Below are 17715 nucleotides of genomic sequence, written 5' to 3' on the forward strand. Positions count from 1 at the left end.
CTCACGCGAGCAGGGTGTCGCCGAGGAAGCGGTCGTCTCCGGTGACGCCGGGCAGCATGAAGAAGAAGCCGCCGCCCACCGGCATGATGTACTCCTCGAGCGGTTCGCCCTTGAGCCGTTCCTGCACGGCGAGGAAGCCCTTCTCCAGGCTGCGCTGGTAAGCGATGAAGGCGAGGCCCTGGTCGAGTCGGCCGGCGCCGTCGAACCCGCGCGAGTAGTTGAACCCCCTCCGGAGGATCAGGTTTTCGTCCGTGCCCGCGGTGCGGGGGTTGGCCAGCCGGATGTGGGCGTCCATCTTGATTCGCTTGCCGTCGGGGTCGGACGGATAGTCGGGGTCGGTGAACTCGCCGGTGAGGCCGAGCGGCGCGCCGCTGACCTTGCTGCGGCCGATCAGCGCCTCCTGCTCGACGAGTTGGGTGCGGTCCCAGAACTCGACGAACATGCGGATGATCCGGACCGCCTGATACGAGCCGCCGACTGCCCACTCGGGCTCGCCGTCTCCCGGGCCGACCCAGACGTGGCGGTCCATGAGTGCGTCGTCGTCGACGTCGAGGTTCGCCGTGCCGTCCTTGAAGCCCAACAGGTTTCGCGGTGTGGTGGCTCCGGAGGTGGCGCCTGCGCCGATGCCGCGGGCGTAGCCGTCGATCATCCAGCGCAGCACCATGTCGCGGCGGGTCCTGCGCATCAGCTGACGCAACGCGAACTGCACGGTGTCGTTGTGGCCTGCCTCGAAGATGATCGAGACGTCGCCGTGGGAGAGCTTGGGATCGAGCCGGTCGTTGGCCAGGAACGGCATGGTGACCAGATCCCTGGGCTTGCGATCGGCCAGGCCGAACCGGTCGTCGAACACCGATGCGCCGAGGCCGACCACGATCGAGAGGTTGTCCGGCGGCGGCTTCTCGCCGAGGATGCCGGAGTCCACCGGCGGGTAGGCGGGATCGCGGGTCTCGGGCGGCTGGCCCGCCATCAACCCGCGGATCTCCTCGGTGAGTTCCCGCAGCGTCGCCTCGAGTCCCGCGCGGTTGCGGGACTGCAGGTTGAACGACGCGACCAGCCCCTGCTCGGGAATCGGTAGCGCGGTGATGCCAGTCTGGTGCGGTCCCTCGAACGCCACGAACCGTGGGTCGGGGCGACCGCGATTGCCCTCACCGTGGCCGGAGTCGGTCAGCGCCATGGTGGCACCGACTCCCACCGCGGCGCCGGCGCCCGCGCCGAGGGCACCCGTGACGAAACCTCGTCGCGAGATGCCCCGGCGCGGGGACCGATCAGTCGGGCCCGCCGTCACGAAAGGCCTGCCGTCACGAAAGCTTCAGGACTCCCGACACCTGCGACAGGTTCTCCGACAGCCCGGCCAGTTCGGCCTTCAGCTTGTCGATCACATCGGGTGTCACGGTGACGGCCGGGCAGCGCGGGGACGGGTAGGGATCGTTCTCGGTGCAGAACAGCACCCATCCCTCACCCTGACGCAGCGGTGCCATCGTGTCGAACACCGACGTGATCCCGGCATCGATCTTGCCGAGCAGCGCCGGGTCCGCCTCGTTGAGTGCCGGGGTCAACTTGTCGACCGCGGCCTGGGCGCCCTGCATGTTGGCGTCGAAGTCCCACAGGTCGGTCTTCGAGTAGCGGTCCTCCTCACCGGTGATCTTGCCTTCGGAGACCTCTTCGATGAGTTCGGCAGCGCCGTTGGACACGTCGATCGGCTTGACCTCGACGGTCGCGAACTGCTCCTTGAGCGTCGCGATGTCCTTGTCGAGCTGGTCGGCGTACGGAGCGCCACCCTCGGTGGTGTTCTTCTCGAACAGCAGGTACTCGAGCCGGTGCCAGCCGGTGAACTTGGGATCGTCGACACCTGAGAAGTCGTCGACGCGCGAGTCGACGAGACCATCGATCTCCTCGACCAGGCCCGCGAGCGGCTCGATGCGCTCCCAGGGCACGCGCGATGGGGCATAGGCGTCCTGCGCGGCCTTCAGGTCGTTCGCGCGCACCGCGTCGGTGAGAACCTTGACGGCGCCGACGAGTTCGTCGACCTGTCCGTCGGCGTAGGCCTTGTACTCGACTGCCGCCTGGTCCGCCAACGGGTTCGGTGCCGCTACCGCCGAGGAGCTGGAGGCCGGCGAACTCGAGCTGGTCTCGCTCGCGCTGGAGTCCGACCCTTCGCTGGTGCTGCCGGAGCAGCCGCTCAGGACCAGGGCTACCGCCGCGACCGACACCGGCCAGGCAACATGCCGTCTCATACAGCCTCCTCATAGTTAGACGCGCGTGACATTACCGCGCGACGCATTCATAGGGTAGGCAGCCCTAAATACGGCGTCTGAATGGCCCGTCGTGCGGCACGGTTGCGGGGACCACGCCGTTGGCCTTGGCACAATGGGTCGGGTCCGTCAGGTCAGAGGAGTCCGGTGTCGCCACTGCGTGTAGGGCGGGCCGTCGCGGTGATCATCGCAACGGCGCTGCTCATGGCTTCCTCGTGCTCGTGGCAGACCGGCATCCCGATCCCCGAGGGCGTCCCGCCGCCCAGCGGTGACCCGGTGCCCCAGATCGACACCCAGGCCAAGGGCCGCGCGGCCGATCAGCTGCACGAATGGGCCGCGGAACGGGCGCCCGCCCTCGGCATGCCGGTGACCTCGCTCGAGGCGTACGCCTACGCCGCGCGGGTGGCGGAGGTCGTGAACCCGAAGTGTCACCTGGCGTGGACGACGCTGGCAGGCATCGGGATGGTCGAGAGCCATCACGGCACCTACCGCGGCTCGTCGGTGACGCCCGGCGGCGAGGTCACGCCACCGATCCGCGGGGTGCGCCTCGACGGTTCGCTGGGCAACATGGCGATCGCCGATACCGACCGCGGCAAGCTCGACGGCGACGAGGAGCTGGACCGGGCGATGGGGCCCATGCAGTTCATCCCCGAGACGTGGAAGCTGTACGGCGTCGACGCCAACAACGACGGGCAGATCAGCCCCGACAACATCGACGACGCCGCGCTGTCGGCGGCCGGATACCTGTGCTGGCGGGGCAAGGACCTGGCCAAGCCGCAGGGCTGGATGGACGCGCTGCGGGCCTACAACCTGTCCGATCAGTACGCCCGTACCGTGCGCGACTGGGCGACGGCGTACGCCGAGGGCCACCACCTCTAGGGCACACGCGGTCCTGGGAGGGGCAGCCGCCACGCCCACCCTCTAGGCTGATGTGCGCAATCACCCCGGACGGAAGGCGGCGCGACAGTGTCAATGATCGAGCAGGTCGGAGCCCGCGAAATCCTCGACTCCCGCGGCAACCCCACGGTCGAGGTCGAGATCGCGCTCAGTGACGGAACGTTCGCCCGCGCCGCGGTGCCCTCGGGCGCCTCCACCGGCGAACACGAGGCCGTCGAACTCCGCGACGGCGGTGACCGGTACGGCGGCAAGGGCGTCGAGAAGGCGGTCAACGCCGTCCTCGACGAGATCGCCCCCGCCATCATCGGCCAGAGCGCCGACGACCAGCGCCTGATCGACCAGGCGCTGCTGGACCTCGACGGCACGCCCGACAAGTCGCGCCTGGGCGCCAACGCCATTCTCGGCGTCTCGCTGGCCGTCGCCAAGGCCGCCGCGGAGACCGCCGGGCTGCCGCTGTTCCGCTACCTCGGCGGGCCCAACGCGCACATCCTGCCGGTGCCGATGATGAACATCCTCAACGGCGGCGCGCATGCCGACACCGGCGTCGACGTCCAGGAGTTCATGGTCGCCCCGATGGGTGCGCCCACGTTCAAGGAGTCGCTGCGCTGGGGCGCGGAGGTCTACCACTCGCTGAAGTCCGTGTTGAAGAAGCAGGGTCTGGCGACCGGCCTCGGCGACGAGGGTGGCTTCGCGCCCGACGTTGCGGGCACGAAGGCTGCACTGGACCTGATCGCCGTCGCCGTCGAGGCCACCGGCCTGAAGCTGGGCACCGACGTCGCGCTGGCCCTGGACGTCGCGGCCACCGAGTTCTACACCGACGGAACGGGTTACGCCTTCGAGAAGGAAACCCGCACCGACGCCCAGATGATCGAGTTCTACGCCGAGCTGATCGACGCCTACCCGCTGGTCTCGATCGAGGACCCGCTGTCGGAGGACGACTGGGACGGCTGGGTGGCGCTGACCAACGCGATCGGCGATCGCGTGCAGATCGTCGGCGACGACCTGTTCGTGACGAACCCCGAGCGCCTCGAAGAGGGCATCGAGAAGGGTGCCGCGAACGCCCTGCTGGTGAAGGTCAACCAGATCGGCACGCTCACCGAGACCCTCGACGCCGTCACGCTCGCGCACAGCAGCGGCTACAAGACGATGATGAGCCACCGTTCCGGCGAGACCGAGGACACCACGATCGCCGACCTCGCGGTCGCGGTCGGCAGCGGGCAGATCAAGACCGGTGCGCCCGCGCGCAGCGAGCGCGTCGCCAAGTACAACCAGCTGCTGCGCATCGAGGAGATCCTCGGTGACTCGGCCCGCTACGCCGGTGACCTGGCCTTCCCGCGCTTCGGGCTGGAGAGCAAGTAGCTTTTCACCATGCCCGACGCAAAGCGGCCCGACCCGAGGCGGCGCTCTCCGGCGTCGCGCCCGGGCAAGGGCGGCAAGTCCGGTGAGGCGGCCAAGGGCAGACCCCGCGGCGCGTCGCCGGTGCGCCGGGAGCCGAGGCCCGCGCTGCCCCGTGCCGCCACCCCGGACATCGACGACGAGTCGGTCGACGACGACGAGATCGTCGTCGTTCCGGTCCGCCAGTCGATCGCCGAGGCGGCCGAGCAGCAGTCCGAGCAGCGGTTGGGTTCGGCTGCGCGCCGCGCCGCGATCCTGGCCGCGGTGGTGTGCGTGCTGACGCTGACCATCGCAGGCCCGGTCCGGACGTACTTCTCCCAACGCGCCGAGATGAAGCAGCTCGAGGACGCCGAGGCCCAGTTGCGTTCGCAGATCACCGATCTCGAGCAGCAGAAGATCAAGCTGGCCGACCCGGTGTTCATCGCGGCGCAGGCACGCGAACGCCTCGGCTTCGTGATGCCGGGCGACATCCCGTACCAGGTACAACTGCCCACACCGGTCGGACCCGAAGCGGTGCCGGGCGAGGTCGCGGAGACGGTGCCCAGTGGGCAGCCCTGGTATACGTCGCTGTGGCACACCATCGCCGACGCGCCGCACGGTCCGCCGCCGGCGCCCGGCGCCCCAGGTGTCCCTGGCGTGCCCGGTGTTCCCGGTGTGTCGCCGCCCCCGCCCGACGCCCCGCCTGGCCCGGTACCCGGTGGTTGAGCCGGCCGACCTCGAGGCGGTCGCCAGGCAGCTGGGGCGCGAGCCGCGCGGCGTGCTCGCGATCGCGTACCGCTGCCCCAACGGCGAACCGGGCGTGGTGAAGACCGCGCCGCGACTGCCCGACGGCACACCGTTTCCCACGCTGTACTACCTCACGCATCCGGCGCTGACCGCAGCGGCGAGCAGGCTCGAGTCGTCGGGTCTGATGCGGGAGATGACCGAACGGCTGGCGACCGACCAGGAGCTGGCGCAGGCCTATCGCCGGGCGCACGAGTCGTACCTCGCCGAACGCGATGCGATCGAGCCGCTTGGCACGACGTTCTCGGGCGGCGGCATGCCCGATCGGGTCAAGTGCCTGCACGTGGTGATGGCGCACTCCTTGGCAAAGGGCCGGGGCGTCAACCCCTTTGGCGACGAGGCGCTGGCGATACTCAGCGCCGAACCGGCGATGGCGGGCATACTCGAACGAGGGAGCTGGACATGAGGGTGGCTGCTGTGGACTGCGGCACCAACTCGATCCGCCTGTTGATCGCCGACGTCGATGGGAATGGTCTGCGCGACGTGCACCGCGAGATGCGGATCGTCCGGCTCGGCGAGGGCGTCGACGCCACGGGCGAGTTCGCTCCGGCGGCACTGATTCGCACCCGCGCCGCGCTCGAGGACTACGCCGAACTGATGCGGGAGTACCACGTGTCGAAGGTGCGGATGGTCGCGACGTCGGCGGCGCGCGATGCAGGCAACCGGGCCGACTTCTTCGCCATGACGTCCGAGGTGCTCGGCGCGGTGGTGCCGGGTGCGGTGGCCGAGGTCATCAGCGGATCCGAGGAGGCGGCATTGTCGTTCCGAGGTGCCGTCGGCGAATTGGACGACTCCGCAGGGCCATTCGTGGTCGTCGACCTCGGTGGCGGTTCGACCGAGGTGGTTACTGGCGGACGGGCCGGGGTGACCGCGAGCTTCTCGGCCGACATCGGCTGCGTGCGGCTGCGGGAGCGGTGTCTGCACAGTGACCCCCCGACGGCCGAGGAGATCGCCGATGCGCGCGCGGTCGCGCGCGAGGGACTGCTGCAGGCACTGCGGGTGGTTCCGGTGGAGGGCGCGCGGACCTGGGTCGGCGTGGCCGGGACGATGACGACGCTGGCGGCGCTGGCGGCCGGCATGACGACCTACGACTCGGACGCAATCCACCTGTCCCGCGTCGGTTTCGACGACCTGCTGCGCGTCTGCGGCGACCTGATCGCGATGACCTACCGGCAGCGTGCCGCGCTGGGTCCGATGCACGAGGGACGCGTTGACGTCATCGGTGGCGGCGCCATCATCGTAGAGGAACTGGCACGCGAACTGCGCAGCCGCGCGGGCATCACCGAACTCGTGGTGAGCGAGCACGACATCCTCGACGGCATCGCCCTGTCGATCGAATAGCGCCGCGGCGGTTCAGGATCGAAGGATCGGCCGCAGCGCATCGAGCACTGCGGGATCCTCGATCGTCGACGGCACCGGCTCGTCGCGCCCGTCGGCGATGCCGCGCATGGTCTTGCGGAGGATCTTGCCCGAGCGGGTCTTCGGAAGCGCCGGGACGATGTCGACGCGCTTGAGTGCCGCGACCGCGCCGATGTTCTCGCGCACCGCAAGGACCAGTTCGTCGGCCAGACCGTCGGCCGATGCTCCGGACTTGAGCACGACGAAACCGCGCGGCACCTGGCCCTTGAGTTCGTCGGCCGCGCCGATCACCGCGCATTCCGCCACGGCCGGATGCGTAGCGAGCACGGCTTCGATGGAACCGGTCGAAAGCCGATGTCCGGCAACGTTGATGACGTCGTCGGTGCGGCCCATGACGAACAGGTAGCCGTCCTCGTCGACGTAGCCACCGTCACCGGACAGGTAGTAGCCGGGGAACGCCTTGAGGTACGAGGCGACGTAGCGGTCGTCGTCGCCCCACAGGGTCGGCAGCGTTCCGGGCGGTAGCGGCAGCTTCACGCAGATCGAACCCTCCTCGCCCGGTTCGCATTCCGTGCCGTCGGGACGCAGGACCCGGACGTCGTAGCCCGGCATCGGGACGGTGGCCGACCCGGGCTTGATCGGCATCTGCTCGATGCCCATCGGCGCGGCGGCGATGGACCAGCCCGTCTCGGTCTGCCACCAGTGATCGATGACGGGGATGCCGAGCTTCTCGTCGGCCCACTGATAAGTGCCGGGGTCGAGTCGCTCGCCGGCTTGGAACAGGTAGCGCAGCTTCGAGAGGTCGTAGTCGGCAACGTGTTTCGCGTCGGGGTCGTCCTTCTTGATGGCACGCATCGCCGTCGGTGCGCTGAACAGCGTCTTCACACCGTACTCGGCGGCGACCCGCCAGAATGCCCCTGCGTCCGGGGTGCCGACCGGTTTGCCTTCGTACAGCACCGTCGTCGCTCCGAGCAGCAGTGGCCCGTAGACGATGTAGGAGTGGCCGACCACCCAGCCGACGTCGGAGGCGGCCCAGTACACGTCGCCGGGTTGGGTGTCGTAGACGTTGCGCATGGTCCACAGCAGCGCGACGGCGTGTCCGCCGTTGTCGCGCACGATGCCCTTGGGCTTTCCGGTGGTGCCCGAGGTGTACAGCACGTAGAGCGGGTCGGTGGCGGCGACGGGCACGGGATCGACGGGTTCCGCGTCGGCCATGACATCGGTCCACGACACGTCGCGGCCCGGCGTCAGATGGCACGGGTGCTGCTCGCGCTGGAGGACGACGCAGGCCGGGGTGTCGTGCTCGGCGAGGTGCAACGCGCCGTCGACGATCATCTTGTAGTCGACAGTGCGGGTCGGTTCGATGCCACACGACGCCGTCACCAGCACCGCAGGCCGGGCGTCGTCGATGCGGGCAGCCAGTTCGTGCGCGGCGAACCCGCCGAAGACGACGGAGTGGATGGCGCCGAGGCGGGCGCAGGCCAGCATCGCGATGACGGTCTCGGGGATCATCGGCATGTAGACGACGACGCGGTCCCCCTTCTCGACCCCCAGGCTGCGCAGTACCCAGGCGAATCGCGCAGTCTCGTCGAGGAGTTCGCGATAGGTGTAGGTGCGCTTGGTGCCGGTCACGGGGGAGTCGTAGATCAGGGCTGCCTGCTCGCCGCGGCCGCCCCAGACCTGTCCCGAGTCGCTGCGCTCCTGCCCGCCGGGCTCGACGTGACGGTCGAGCGCGTTCGCGCAGGTGTTCAGTTCGGCGTCGGGGAACCAGCGGTACAGGGGCGGATTGGAGTCGTCGATGATGCGCGTCGGGGGGCGGGTCCAGGTCACCGAACGCGCCGCCTCAGCCCAGAACGCCTCCGGGTCGTCGATGCTGGCTTGGAAGACTTCCTGGTATCCGCGTGCGCCGGCCATACCGGCACGGTAGCGCGCCGGGCGGTGGCGACGGGGCCTGTCGGTGCGTTCGAGAGTTCCCTATAGTTCCAAGGCATGGCTACTGACACGACGTTGAACAACCCGGGGTCAGCCAACACCGAGCCACCTCCGATCGCAGGTGTGCGCAGGTCGTTCGTCGAAGCGCGGGGTGTGCGCTTCCACGTCACCGAGGCGGGTCCCGCCGACGGCAGGCCCGTCATCGCCCTGCACGGCTGGCCACAACACCATTGGGCGTACCGGGATCTGCTGGCCGACCCGCCGCCAGGGTTGCGGATCATCGCGCCCGACCTGCCGGGCTACGGGTGGTCGGGGCCTGCCCCGCACCAGTGGGTCAAGGAGGAGGTGGCCGCCGACGTCCTGGGGCTGGCCGACGCCCTGGGCCTGACGAACTTCCTGCTAGTCGGCCACGACTGGGGCGGCTACGTCGGACACCTGGTCACGCTGGCGGCACCCGACCGCGTCGACGGCTATCTTGCGCTGAACATCGCTCACCCGTGGCAGACGACCCGGTCCGTGGCCCCGCACCTGTGGCGTTTCCTGATGTACCAGCCGTTCGTCGCGTCGATCGGCGTTCCGCTGCAGCGGCGCACCAACTACCTGCGGAAGCTGGTGTTCGGGACGGCGGCCAAGGGGATGCCCGCCGACGTGGTGCGCACCTACACCGAGCGATTCCGAGATCCGGTGGTGGCACGCACCGCGCGCGACACCTACCGGACGTTCCTGCTGCACGAACTCCCCGCCGGGGCACGCCGTCCGGAATCCCGGCGGGCCACGGTGCCGATCCGCGCGCTGTTCGGGCTGTCGGACACCGCAATCCACCCGTCGATGGCGGCGGCGGAGACGGCCAACGCCGACGACTACACGTTCGAGGCGGTCGACGGCGGGCACTTCATCACCGACGAGCGGCCGGATCTGGTGCGCGCGAAGCTAATCGCGCTGGCCGAGGAGACGGCGGCGGGCTGACGCTCGAAGCGTGTGAGCGTTACCGCGGGGCGGTGCCGGGGACGGATCCAATCCCCTCAGCCGGACCCGTCCGATCGCACCTCCGGGGGCGGCAGTTTCCTGCCGCCTCGGACGGTTACGACGACACCGGCCCCTTCGAGTAGCTGGCTGCTTCACTACCGCGCGGTACGCCCATCATATAAACACCGATGTCTATGTATCGCAAAACGAACGGCTGTCCTATGACGAGGTCGTGCGCGCGAAATCCCATCGCCGACGGAATCGTGCCTATGATCTTCGCTTGAGTTCGACATCCACATCCTCGAGACTTGCTCACCCAGACATGGACGGTAAGAGACTTCGACCAGGGCGGCAGCACCTCACTCGCGACGAGGTGCGGTCTCACCAGCGCGAACGCATCTTCGAGGGCCTGGAGAGCGCGATGGGTGCGAAGGGCTACGGCGACACCAGCGTTGCGGACATCATCAAGGTCGCCGCGGTGTCCCGGCAGACCTTCTACGAGTTGTTCACCAGCAAGCAGGACTGCTTCCTGGCCAGTTATGGGCGGCGGCAGGGCGCGGTGATCGAGGCGATGCTGGATGCTCCGGCCAACGGGCCGGCGATCCGGCGTTTCGGGGCGCTGCTCCGCAACTACCTCTCGGTGATGTCGGCCGATCCGGGTCTGTCCCGCCTGTACCTGGTCGGCGTGTACACCGCCGGGCCGGAGGCCATGGCCAAGCGCCTGGAGTTGCAGCAGCAGTTCGTCGACGGCGTGGCGACGATCTTCGACGCCAGATCCGACCAGGACCTCTTCATGTGCCGGGCCCTGGTCGCGTCGATCTCCACCATGGTCACCAACGCCCTGATCGAGGACGATCCCCAGGCCGTGCTCGACCTCTACGAACCCCTGGTCGAGATGGCGAAACGCCTCATGTAGTTGCGATTCGTGGAACATCTCCCGCGCTGAGCGCAGGAAATGTTCCACGACTGCGGATGGTGGGAGCCGTTTGAGGGCCGCGCGCGTCTAATAGGCGTGTCTCCACTACTCGACGAACACCTTCGCGACCACGACGGCGTCATCACGCTCGCCCAGGCACAGAGCATCGGCGTCAGCGCATACGCCGTCGAGCGACGCGTGCGAACGGGTCACTGGCGCCGCTGCACTCCCGGCGTGTTCTTCGTCGAGGACAGGCAGTTCTCCGACGCCGCGAGGGTGCGCGTCGGGGTGTTGGGCTACGGCAGTGACGCGGCTGCGAGCGGTCTGGCCGCCGCATGGTGGCTGGGCCTGACCAACTTCGCGCCGCAGATCGTCGAGGTCACCGTGGCGCGCGGGCGTCGGCGGGTGCACCGGCCCGGCACGCGGCTGCGTCGACGCGACCTTGCGCCGGCCGATCTCGTGGAGCGACGCGGATTGCGGGTGACGGCGACGCCCCTCACCGTCGTCGAGGCAGCAAGCCGCCAGGGTGGCGGTGCGCCACTGCTGGACCACGCGCTGCAGCGCCACCATGCCGATCTCGCCCAGCTGTGGCGCGCTCATTTACGGAACAAGGGTCGGCACGGGTCACCTCGCGCACGCCGGCTGTTGCAGGCCGCCGAGGATGGCACGCGGTCGGAGGCCGAGCGGCTGCTGTCGCGATTGCTGCGGGCCGCGGGCATCACGGGCTGGCAGGCGAATCGACGAATCGCCGGCTACGAGGTGGACGTCGTGTTTCACGGGGCGAAGGTCGCGATCGAGGTCGACGGCTTCGCCTTCCATACCGACTCCGATACGTTTCAGCGCGATCGCACCAAGCAGAACGCGATAGCGCTGGCGGGCTACCAGCTGCTGCGATTCACCTGGCTCGACCTGACCGAGTACCCAGAGCGCGTGCTCAGCGAGATCACCCGAGCGATACGTGGCGGATAACCTGCGACCAGCGCAGGAAATACTCCACGAATCACTGTTGGAAGCGGTAGCCCATGCCGGCTTCGGTCAGCAGGTGCTTGGGGTGCGACGGGTCGTCCTCGAGTTTGCGCCTCAATTGTGCGAGATAGACGCGCAGGTAATGGGTTTCCTTCGCATACGCGGGCCCCCACACCTCCTTGAGCAGCTCGTCGCGGCCGACCAGTTTGCCGCGGTGGCGCACCAGCATCTCCAGCATGCCCCACTCGGTCGGCGTGAGGTGGACGTCGACCCCGCCGCGGGTGACCTTCTTCGCGGCGAGATCGACTGTGAAGGAGGCAGTTTCGACCACCGGCTGGTCGGTGTCGACGGACGTCGCCCCGCGCCGCACGGCCGCCCGCAGCCGGGCCAGAAACTCGTCCATCCCGAAGGGCTTCGTCACGTAGTCGTCGGCGCCGGCGTCGAGAGCCTCGACCTTGTCCGACGAATCGGTTCGCGCCGACAGCACGATCACCGGCGCGGTCAGCCACCCGCGCAGACCCTCGAGCACCTCGATACCCGACATGTCGGGCAGGCCGAGGTCGAGCACCACCACGTCGGGCTTGTGTTCGGCAGCCACCGTCAACGCCTCGAGACCCGTTGCCGCCGTGTGCACCTCGTAACCCCGCACCGACAGGTTGATGCGCAGCGCGCGCAGGATCTGCGGCTCGTCGTCGATGACCAGGACCCGCGTCATCGCTGGTCCTCCGCCGCGGCCAGGTCCAGCACCACGGTGAGCCCGCCGCCCGGTGTGTCGTTGGCCGCGATGCTGCCGCCCATCGCCTCGACGAAGCCCCGCGCGACGGAGAGGCCCAAACCCACACCGGTCGTGTTGTCGGTGTCGCCCAGGCGCTGGAACGGCGCGAACAGCGAGTCCTCCGCGCCGCGTGCGACGCCTGGTCCCTCGTCGACGACGTTGATCAGCACCCGGTCGCCGACCCGTCCCGCGTTCACCCGCACCAATCCGGCGGGGGCATAGCGCAGTGCGTTGTCGATGACGTTGACCAGCACGCGTTCCAGCAGGCCGCCGTCGGCCAGCACGGCGGCGTCGCCGACGTCGACCTTGATCCGTCCCATGCCGGTCGAGCCGCGGGGCATCGCGACGATCGCCCGGTGCACGACCTCGTCGAGGAAGACCTCGCGCAGTTCGGGTCGTACGACACCTGTCGCGAGCCGCGAGGAGTCGAGGAGGTTGCCGACCAGGGCCGTCAGCTGATCCACCGATTCCTCGACCGTGGCGAGCAGTTCGGCGGTGTCCTCGGGCGAGAAGCCGACGTCCTCGGCGCGCAGGCTCGACACCGCAGCCTTGGCCGCGGCCAACGGGGTACGGAGATCGTGGCTGACGGCTGACAGCAGGGAGCGGCGCAACTCGTCGGCCCGCGCGATGGCCTCCGCCCTTCCGGCCTCCTCGGTCAGCTCGCGCTGGCGCACCAGCCCGGCCGCCTGCCTCGCGACCGCACCCAGGACGCGGCGGTCGCGGGCAGGCAGACTCCTGCCCGCCAACAACATCCAGAACTCGTCGTCACCGACTTCGATCGCGGTGTCGGCGGTGTCGACGTCGACGCACGGCTCATCGCCGACGCACGCGATGACGCCTGCGGGTTCGCGCACCAGGCTGACTGCACGTTGGGAGTAGGTCTCGCGGACCCGCTCGAGCAGCGCGGACAGGTCGGCGCCACGCAGCACCGAACCCGCGAACAGCGCCAGCAGTTCGGCTTCCCGCGACGCGCGGCGGGCCTCCCGCGCCCGGCTCGCCGCGCCGTCGACGAGTGCCGCGACCGCCACCGCGACGGCCAGCAGCACGATGATGGTGATCGCACTGTCGGGTGCCGAGATCGTGAACGTGAACCGGGGCTCGACGAGGAAGTAGTTCAGCAGCAGGCCCGAGAACACCGCCGACAGCGCTGCGGGTGCCACGCCGCCGAGCAGCGCCACGACGAGTACGCCGACGAAGAACATCGCGCTCTCGCCGCCGATGCCGAGGAAGCGGTCCAGCAGCAGCACGGTCACCGCGCAGATCGCCGACGGCACCGCGACTGCGGCCAGCCAGGACGCCAGATGTCGTTGGCCCGCGGTGACGCTCGACCACGCCCAACCGGGGTTGGCCTCGTCGTGCGTGACCATGTGGACGTCGATCTTGCCCGAGTCGCGCACGACGGCCGAGCCGATGCCCTCGTCGATGATGCGGGCCCACCGTGACCTGCGGGAGATGCCAAGCACGAGCTGGGTAGCGTTGCGCTCGCGGGCGAAGTCCAGCAGCGCCGTTGCGACGTCGTCGCCCACCACGGTGTGCACCGTCGCGCCCAGGCTCGTCGCGACGTCGCGCACCCGGCCCATCTGCGGGGCCGACACGCCGGACAGGCCGTCACCCCGCACGACGTGCACCACCATCAGCTCGGCGCTCGACTTCGACGCGATGCGAAAGGCGCGCCGCACCAACGTCTCCGACTCCGGCCCGCCGGTCACCGCGACGACGACGCGCTCACGGGCCTCCCACGTGTCGGTGATGTGGTTGTCGGCGCGGTACTTGGCTAGTGCGGCGTCGACCTGGTCGGCCAGCCACAGCAGGGCCAGTTCACGCAGGGCGGTGAGGTTGCCGCGCCGGAAGTAGTTGCTCAGTGCGGCGTCGATGCGCTCGGGGGCGTAGACGTTGCCGTGAGAGAGTCTGCGCTGCAACGCCTCAGGCGCGATGTCGACCAGCTCGACTTGATCGGCGCGGCGGACCACCTCGTCGGGGACGGTCTCCTGCTGCGCGATGCCGGTGATCTGAGCGACGACGTCGTTGAGGCTCTCCAGGTGCTGCACGTTGACCGTGGAGACGACGGTGATGCCCGCGTCGAGTAGTTCGTCGACGTCCTGCCAGCGCTTGGCATTTCGGCTGCCCGGGGTGTTGGTGTGCGCGAGTTCGTCGACGAGCACCACTTGCGGGTTGCGGCGCAGCACGGCGTCGACGTCCAACTCGGTGAACTCCGAGCCGCGGTAGCGGACGACGCGCGGCGGGACGACCTCGATGCCGTCGAGCAGTTCCGCGGTCTTGCGGCGGCCGTGGGTCTCGACGACCGCAGCGACCACGTCGGTTCCGCGTTCCAGCCTGCGGTGCGCCTCGCCGAGCATGGCGTACGTCTTGCCCACGCCTGGCGCCGCGCCCAGGTAGACGCGCAGTTCACCTCGCCTTCCCGGGTTCGACGATGCGCTGCTCACCTGCCCATCATCCACCCGTGCCGCACGGAGTGATCCGCAAGCTACTCACCCGTGCCGCATGGGGTGATCCGCAAGCTACTCACCCAAGCCGGTCCAGGGCGAGGTTCGTCTCCAGCACGTTGACCCCCGGCTCGCCCATGAACCCCAGCGCACGGCCATCGGTGTGCTCGGCGACCACGGCACGCACCAGGCCGGGGTCGATGCCGCGGGCGCGGGCCACCCGGTCCACCTGCAATGCCGCGTAGGCGGGCGAGATGTGCGGATCGAGGCCGCTGCCGCTCGCGGTGACGGCGTCTGCGGGCACCGCGGGGTCGGCTGGTGCCGCACCCCGGATCGGCACCAGCTGGCCGACGGCGTAGTCCTCGCCGGTCTTGGCGCACTCGACGCGTACGCCCTCGTAGGAGTCGAGGAACGGCGTGCGCGTGGTGTCGCACGGTTCGTTGACGCTGACCACGCGGGTGGGGCGGGCCACCCGTCCGGACGCGTCGCGCGGCCCGATGACCGACAGCACCGCACCCGCGCCGTCGCCGGTGCAGTACGGCCGGGCGCCGTCGACCCCGGTGGCACTCCCGACGTCCCGGCTGCGGCTGCACACCAGCGTCAGCAGGCTCGGCTTGTCCGGCGCGTCGACGATGCTCTCCGGCCCGAGGTTGCTCGCGCTGGTGGCCATCGGGTCGTACCCGTCGCCCGCCGCCGACGGTCGGCTCTGGAAGTACTGCGGTAGCGCAGCGCCGTCGGCGTCGGTGAACTGCTGGCCGATCAGGCTGCTGCCGACCGGCTTGCCGTCGGCATCGATGACGGAGCCCCGAGCCTTGTCGTCGAGTCCGGGCAGTAGCGCGATCAGCCAGATGGCCGCGGGGTAGGCGGCGCCGAGGATGACGGTGAACACCAGCAGCGCGCGCAGTGCGGCCCAGTGTTGACGGAAGAGGTTGGTCAATGACATGTCAGGACATCCCTGGGAAGAGTTGGATCAGCAGGTCGATGAGCTTGATGCCGACGAACGGCGCGACGATGCCGCCGAGTCCGTACACCAAGAGGTTGCGGCTCAACAACTTCGAGGCACTGCTAGGGGTGTAGCGCACTCCGCGCAGCGACAGTGGGATCAGCGCGATGATGACGAGCGCGTTGAAGACGACCGCGGACAGGATCGCCGACTGCGGGCTGTGCAGGCGCATCACGTTCAGCACGTCGAGGCCGGGGAAGAGCGTCACGAACAGCGCCGGGATGATCGCGAAGTACTTCGCGATGTCGTTGGCGATCGAGAACGTGGTCAGCGCCCCGCGGGTGATCAAGAGCTGCTTGCCGATCTCGACGATCTCGATGAGCTTCGTCGGGTCCGAGTCCAGATCGACCATGTTGCCGGCCTCCTTGGCGGCCGACGTGCCGGTGTTCATCGCGACGCCGACGTCGGCCTGCGCGAGTGCCGGGGCGTCGTTGGTGCCGTCGCCGGTCATCGCGACGAGCTTGCCGCCCTCCTGTTCGCGCTTGATCAGGGCCAACTTGTCCTCGGGTGTCGCCTCGGCGAGGAAGTCGTCGACGCCCGCCTCGTCGGCGATGGCCTTGGCGGTCAGCTGATTGTCGCCGGTGATCATGACGGTGCGGATGCCCATGCTGCGCATCTCGTCGAACCGCTCCCGCATGCCCTGCTTGACGACGTCCTTGAGGTGGATGACGCCAAGCGCGCGGGCGCGGCCGTCGCGCACCTCGCCCACCACCAACGGAGTCCCACCGGAGCCGGATACCCGGTCGACGACGGCACCGAGTTCCTCGGGCACCGTGCCGCCCTGGCTGCGCACCCACTCGGCGACCGATGCGGCGGCACCCTTGCGCAGACTGTGACCGCCGACGTCGACGCCCGACATCCGGGTGGCGGCGGTGAACTCGACCCATTGCGCGTCGTCGAGTTCGCCGGTGGTTCTGCCACGTAAGCCGTACTCCGCCTTGGCGAACACCACGATCGAGCGGCCCTCGGGGGTCTCGTCGGCGAGGCTGGACAGCTGTGCGGCGTCGGCGAACTCGTCGGGTGTGACGCCGTCGAGCGGGATGAAGTCGGCCGCCTGCCGGTTGCCCAGCGTGATGGTGCCGGTCTTGTCGAGAAGCAATACGTTGACGTCGCCGGCCGCCTCGACGGCACGGCCGGACATGGCGAGGACGTTGCGTTGCACGAGCCGGTCCATGCCTGCGATGCCGATCGCGCTCAGTAGCGCACCGATGGTGGTGGGAATAAGACAGACGAGCAGCGCGACCATCACGATGCCGCTGATGCCATCGCCGGTGAGTGCCAGGCTGTCCGGGACGCCGGGATTGTTGGCCTTCGAGTAGATCGCGAGCGGCTGCAGGGTCGCGACGGCGAACACGAAGATCAGCGTCAACGCGGCGAGCAGGATGTTCAGTGCGATCTCGTTGGGCGTCTTCTGCCGGTTGGCGCCCTCGACGAGGGCGATCATGCGGTCGATGAAGCTGTCGCCGGGCTTCTGGGTGATCTTCACGACGATGCGATCGCTGAGGACGGTGGTGCCGCCCGTGACGGCGGACCGGTCGCCGCCGGATTCGCGGATCACCGGGGCAGATTCGCCGGTAATGGCCGATTCGTCCACCGACGCAATGCCTTCGAGCACGTCACCGTCACCGGGTATCACCTCGCCGGCTTCGACGACCACGACGTCACCCTGAGCCAGCAGGGGAGCGGCGATCTCCTCGACCGTGCCCGGGGTGCTCGGCGTCCACCCGGTGAGGCGGCGGGCCATGGTGTCGGCCTTGGTCTTGCGCAGCGAGTCGGCCTGGGCCTTGCCGCGGCCCTCGGCGACGGCCTCGGCCAGGTTGGCGAAGACGACCGTCAGCCAGAGCCAGAACACGACGAACCAGCCGAACCACGTCGGCTCCATGGCGGCGAGCACGGTGCTCCAGACAGCGCCCACCTCAACGATGAACATGACGGGATTGCGCCACAGCGTGCGCGGGTCGCACTTGCGTAGCGCGTCGGGCAGCGACTTCCACAGCATGCGGGGGTCGAGGAGGCCGCCCTGCACG

General features: G+C 69.2%; 15 protein-coding genes. 8 read left to right on the top strand and 7 right to left on the bottom strand.

Translation table 11 applies throughout. The features are described from left to right. Window position 1: 1 nt before the first annotated feature. Complete coding sequence (locus LOK44_RS08950) at window positions 2-1174, bottom strand: Dyp-type peroxidase (protein WP_237569616.1); 1173 nt, start codon at window positions 1172-1174, stop codon at window positions 2-4. 124 nt (window positions 1175-1298) lie between these two features. Beyond that, window positions 1299-2234, bottom strand: coding sequence for an EfeM/EfeO family lipoprotein (locus tag LOK44_RS08955; protein WP_237569617.1), 936 nt, complete (start codon window positions 2232-2234; stop codon window positions 1299-1301). Between the two features lie 165 nt (window positions 2235-2399). Here LOK44_RS08955 and LOK44_RS08960 point away from each other — a divergent pair, with 165 nt between their 5' ends. From LOK44_RS08960 to LOK44_RS08980, 5 genes are all read left to right on the top strand, one after another. Further along, window positions 2400-3131 carry a lytic transglycosylase domain-containing protein gene (locus tag LOK44_RS08960; protein ID WP_237569618.1) on the top strand — a complete coding sequence of 244 codons (732 nt, stop codon included), beginning with the start codon at window positions 2400-2402 and terminating at the stop codon, window positions 3129-3131. A gap of 87 nt (window positions 3132-3218) precedes the next feature. Continuing rightward, window positions 3219-4508: a phosphopyruvate hydratase gene (eno, locus tag LOK44_RS08965; RefSeq protein WP_237569619.1), complete on the top strand. Its 1290-nt coding sequence runs from the start codon at window positions 3219-3221 to the stop codon at window positions 4506-4508. A gap of 9 nt (window positions 4509-4517) precedes the next feature. Further along, complete coding sequence (locus LOK44_RS08970; protein ID WP_237569620.1) at window positions 4518-5249, top strand: septum formation initiator family protein; 732 nt, start codon at window positions 4518-4520, stop codon at window positions 5247-5249. Continuing rightward, the gene (locus LOK44_RS08975; protein ID WP_163923059.1) at window positions 5242-5733 is read left to right on the top strand and encodes a DUF501 domain-containing protein; all 492 of its coding nucleotides are present in this window, start codon (window positions 5242-5244) and stop codon (window positions 5731-5733) included. The genes LOK44_RS08970 and LOK44_RS08975 overlap by 8 nt, the downstream gene beginning before the upstream one ends. Next, window positions 5730-6668 (top strand): Ppx/GppA phosphatase family protein, encoded by a 939-nt coding sequence (locus LOK44_RS08980; RefSeq protein WP_237569621.1) that lies wholly within the window; start codon window positions 5730-5732, stop codon window positions 6666-6668. The genes LOK44_RS08975 and LOK44_RS08980 overlap by 4 nt, the downstream gene beginning before the upstream one ends. Window positions 6669-6680: 12 nt before the next feature. Here the strand turns inward: LOK44_RS08980 and LOK44_RS08985 are convergent, their stop codons facing one another. Continuing rightward, window positions 6681-8600: a propionyl-CoA synthetase gene (locus LOK44_RS08985; protein WP_237569622.1), complete on the bottom strand. Its 1920-nt coding sequence runs from the start codon at window positions 8598-8600 to the stop codon at window positions 6681-6683. Between the two features lie 75 nt (window positions 8601-8675). Here LOK44_RS08985 and LOK44_RS08990 point away from each other — a divergent pair, with 75 nt between their 5' ends. From LOK44_RS08990 to LOK44_RS09000, 3 genes are all read left to right on the top strand, one after another. Further along, on the top strand, window positions 8676-9584 hold the full coding sequence (locus LOK44_RS08990; RefSeq protein WP_237569623.1) for an alpha/beta fold hydrolase: 909 nt from the start codon (window positions 8676-8678) through the stop codon (window positions 9582-9584). A 373-nt stretch (window positions 9585-9957) separates the two neighbouring features. Continuing rightward, window positions 9958-10500, top strand: coding sequence for a TetR/AcrR family transcriptional regulator (locus tag LOK44_RS08995; protein ID WP_237569624.1), 543 nt, complete (start codon window positions 9958-9960; stop codon window positions 10498-10500). Window positions 10501-10596: 96 nt separating this feature from the next. After that, window positions 10597-11469: a type IV toxin-antitoxin system AbiEi family antitoxin domain-containing protein gene (locus LOK44_RS09000; protein ID WP_237569625.1), complete on the top strand. Its 873-nt coding sequence runs from the start codon at window positions 10597-10599 to the stop codon at window positions 11467-11469. A 31-nt stretch (window positions 11470-11500) separates the two neighbouring features. On the opposite strand, the gene LOK44_RS09005 is transcribed toward LOK44_RS09000, so the two are convergent. The 4 genes from LOK44_RS09005 to kdpB all read right to left on the bottom strand — a co-directional run bounded on the left by LOK44_RS09005 (window position 11501) and on the right by kdpB (window position 17687). Continuing rightward, window positions 11501-12181, bottom strand: a complete 681-nt coding sequence (locus tag LOK44_RS09005) for a response regulator (protein ID WP_237569626.1) — start codon at window positions 12179-12181, stop codon at window positions 11501-11503. Beyond that, window positions 12178-14700, bottom strand: a complete 2523-nt coding sequence (locus LOK44_RS09010; RefSeq protein WP_237569627.1) for a DUF4118 domain-containing protein — start codon at window positions 14698-14700, stop codon at window positions 12178-12180. The genes LOK44_RS09005 and LOK44_RS09010 overlap by 4 nt, the downstream gene beginning before the upstream one ends. A gap of 64 nt (window positions 14701-14764) precedes the next feature. Continuing rightward, window positions 14765-15628, bottom strand: a complete 864-nt coding sequence (locus tag LOK44_RS09015) for a potassium-transporting ATPase subunit C (RefSeq protein ID WP_237569628.1) — start codon at window positions 15626-15628, stop codon at window positions 14765-14767. Window position 15629: 1 nt separating this feature from the next. After that, entirely contained in the window at window positions 15630-17687 is a 2058-nt protein-coding gene (gene kdpB, locus LOK44_RS09020; protein ID WP_237569803.1) for a potassium-transporting ATPase subunit KdpB, read from the bottom strand. Between the last annotated feature and the right edge of the window lie 28 nt (window positions 17688-17715).

The organism is Mycolicibacterium lacusdiani (genome assembly GCF_021916785.1).
GTDB classification, from domain to species: domain Bacteria; phylum Actinomycetota; class Actinomycetes; order Mycobacteriales; family Mycobacteriaceae; genus Mycobacterium; species Mycobacterium lacusdiani.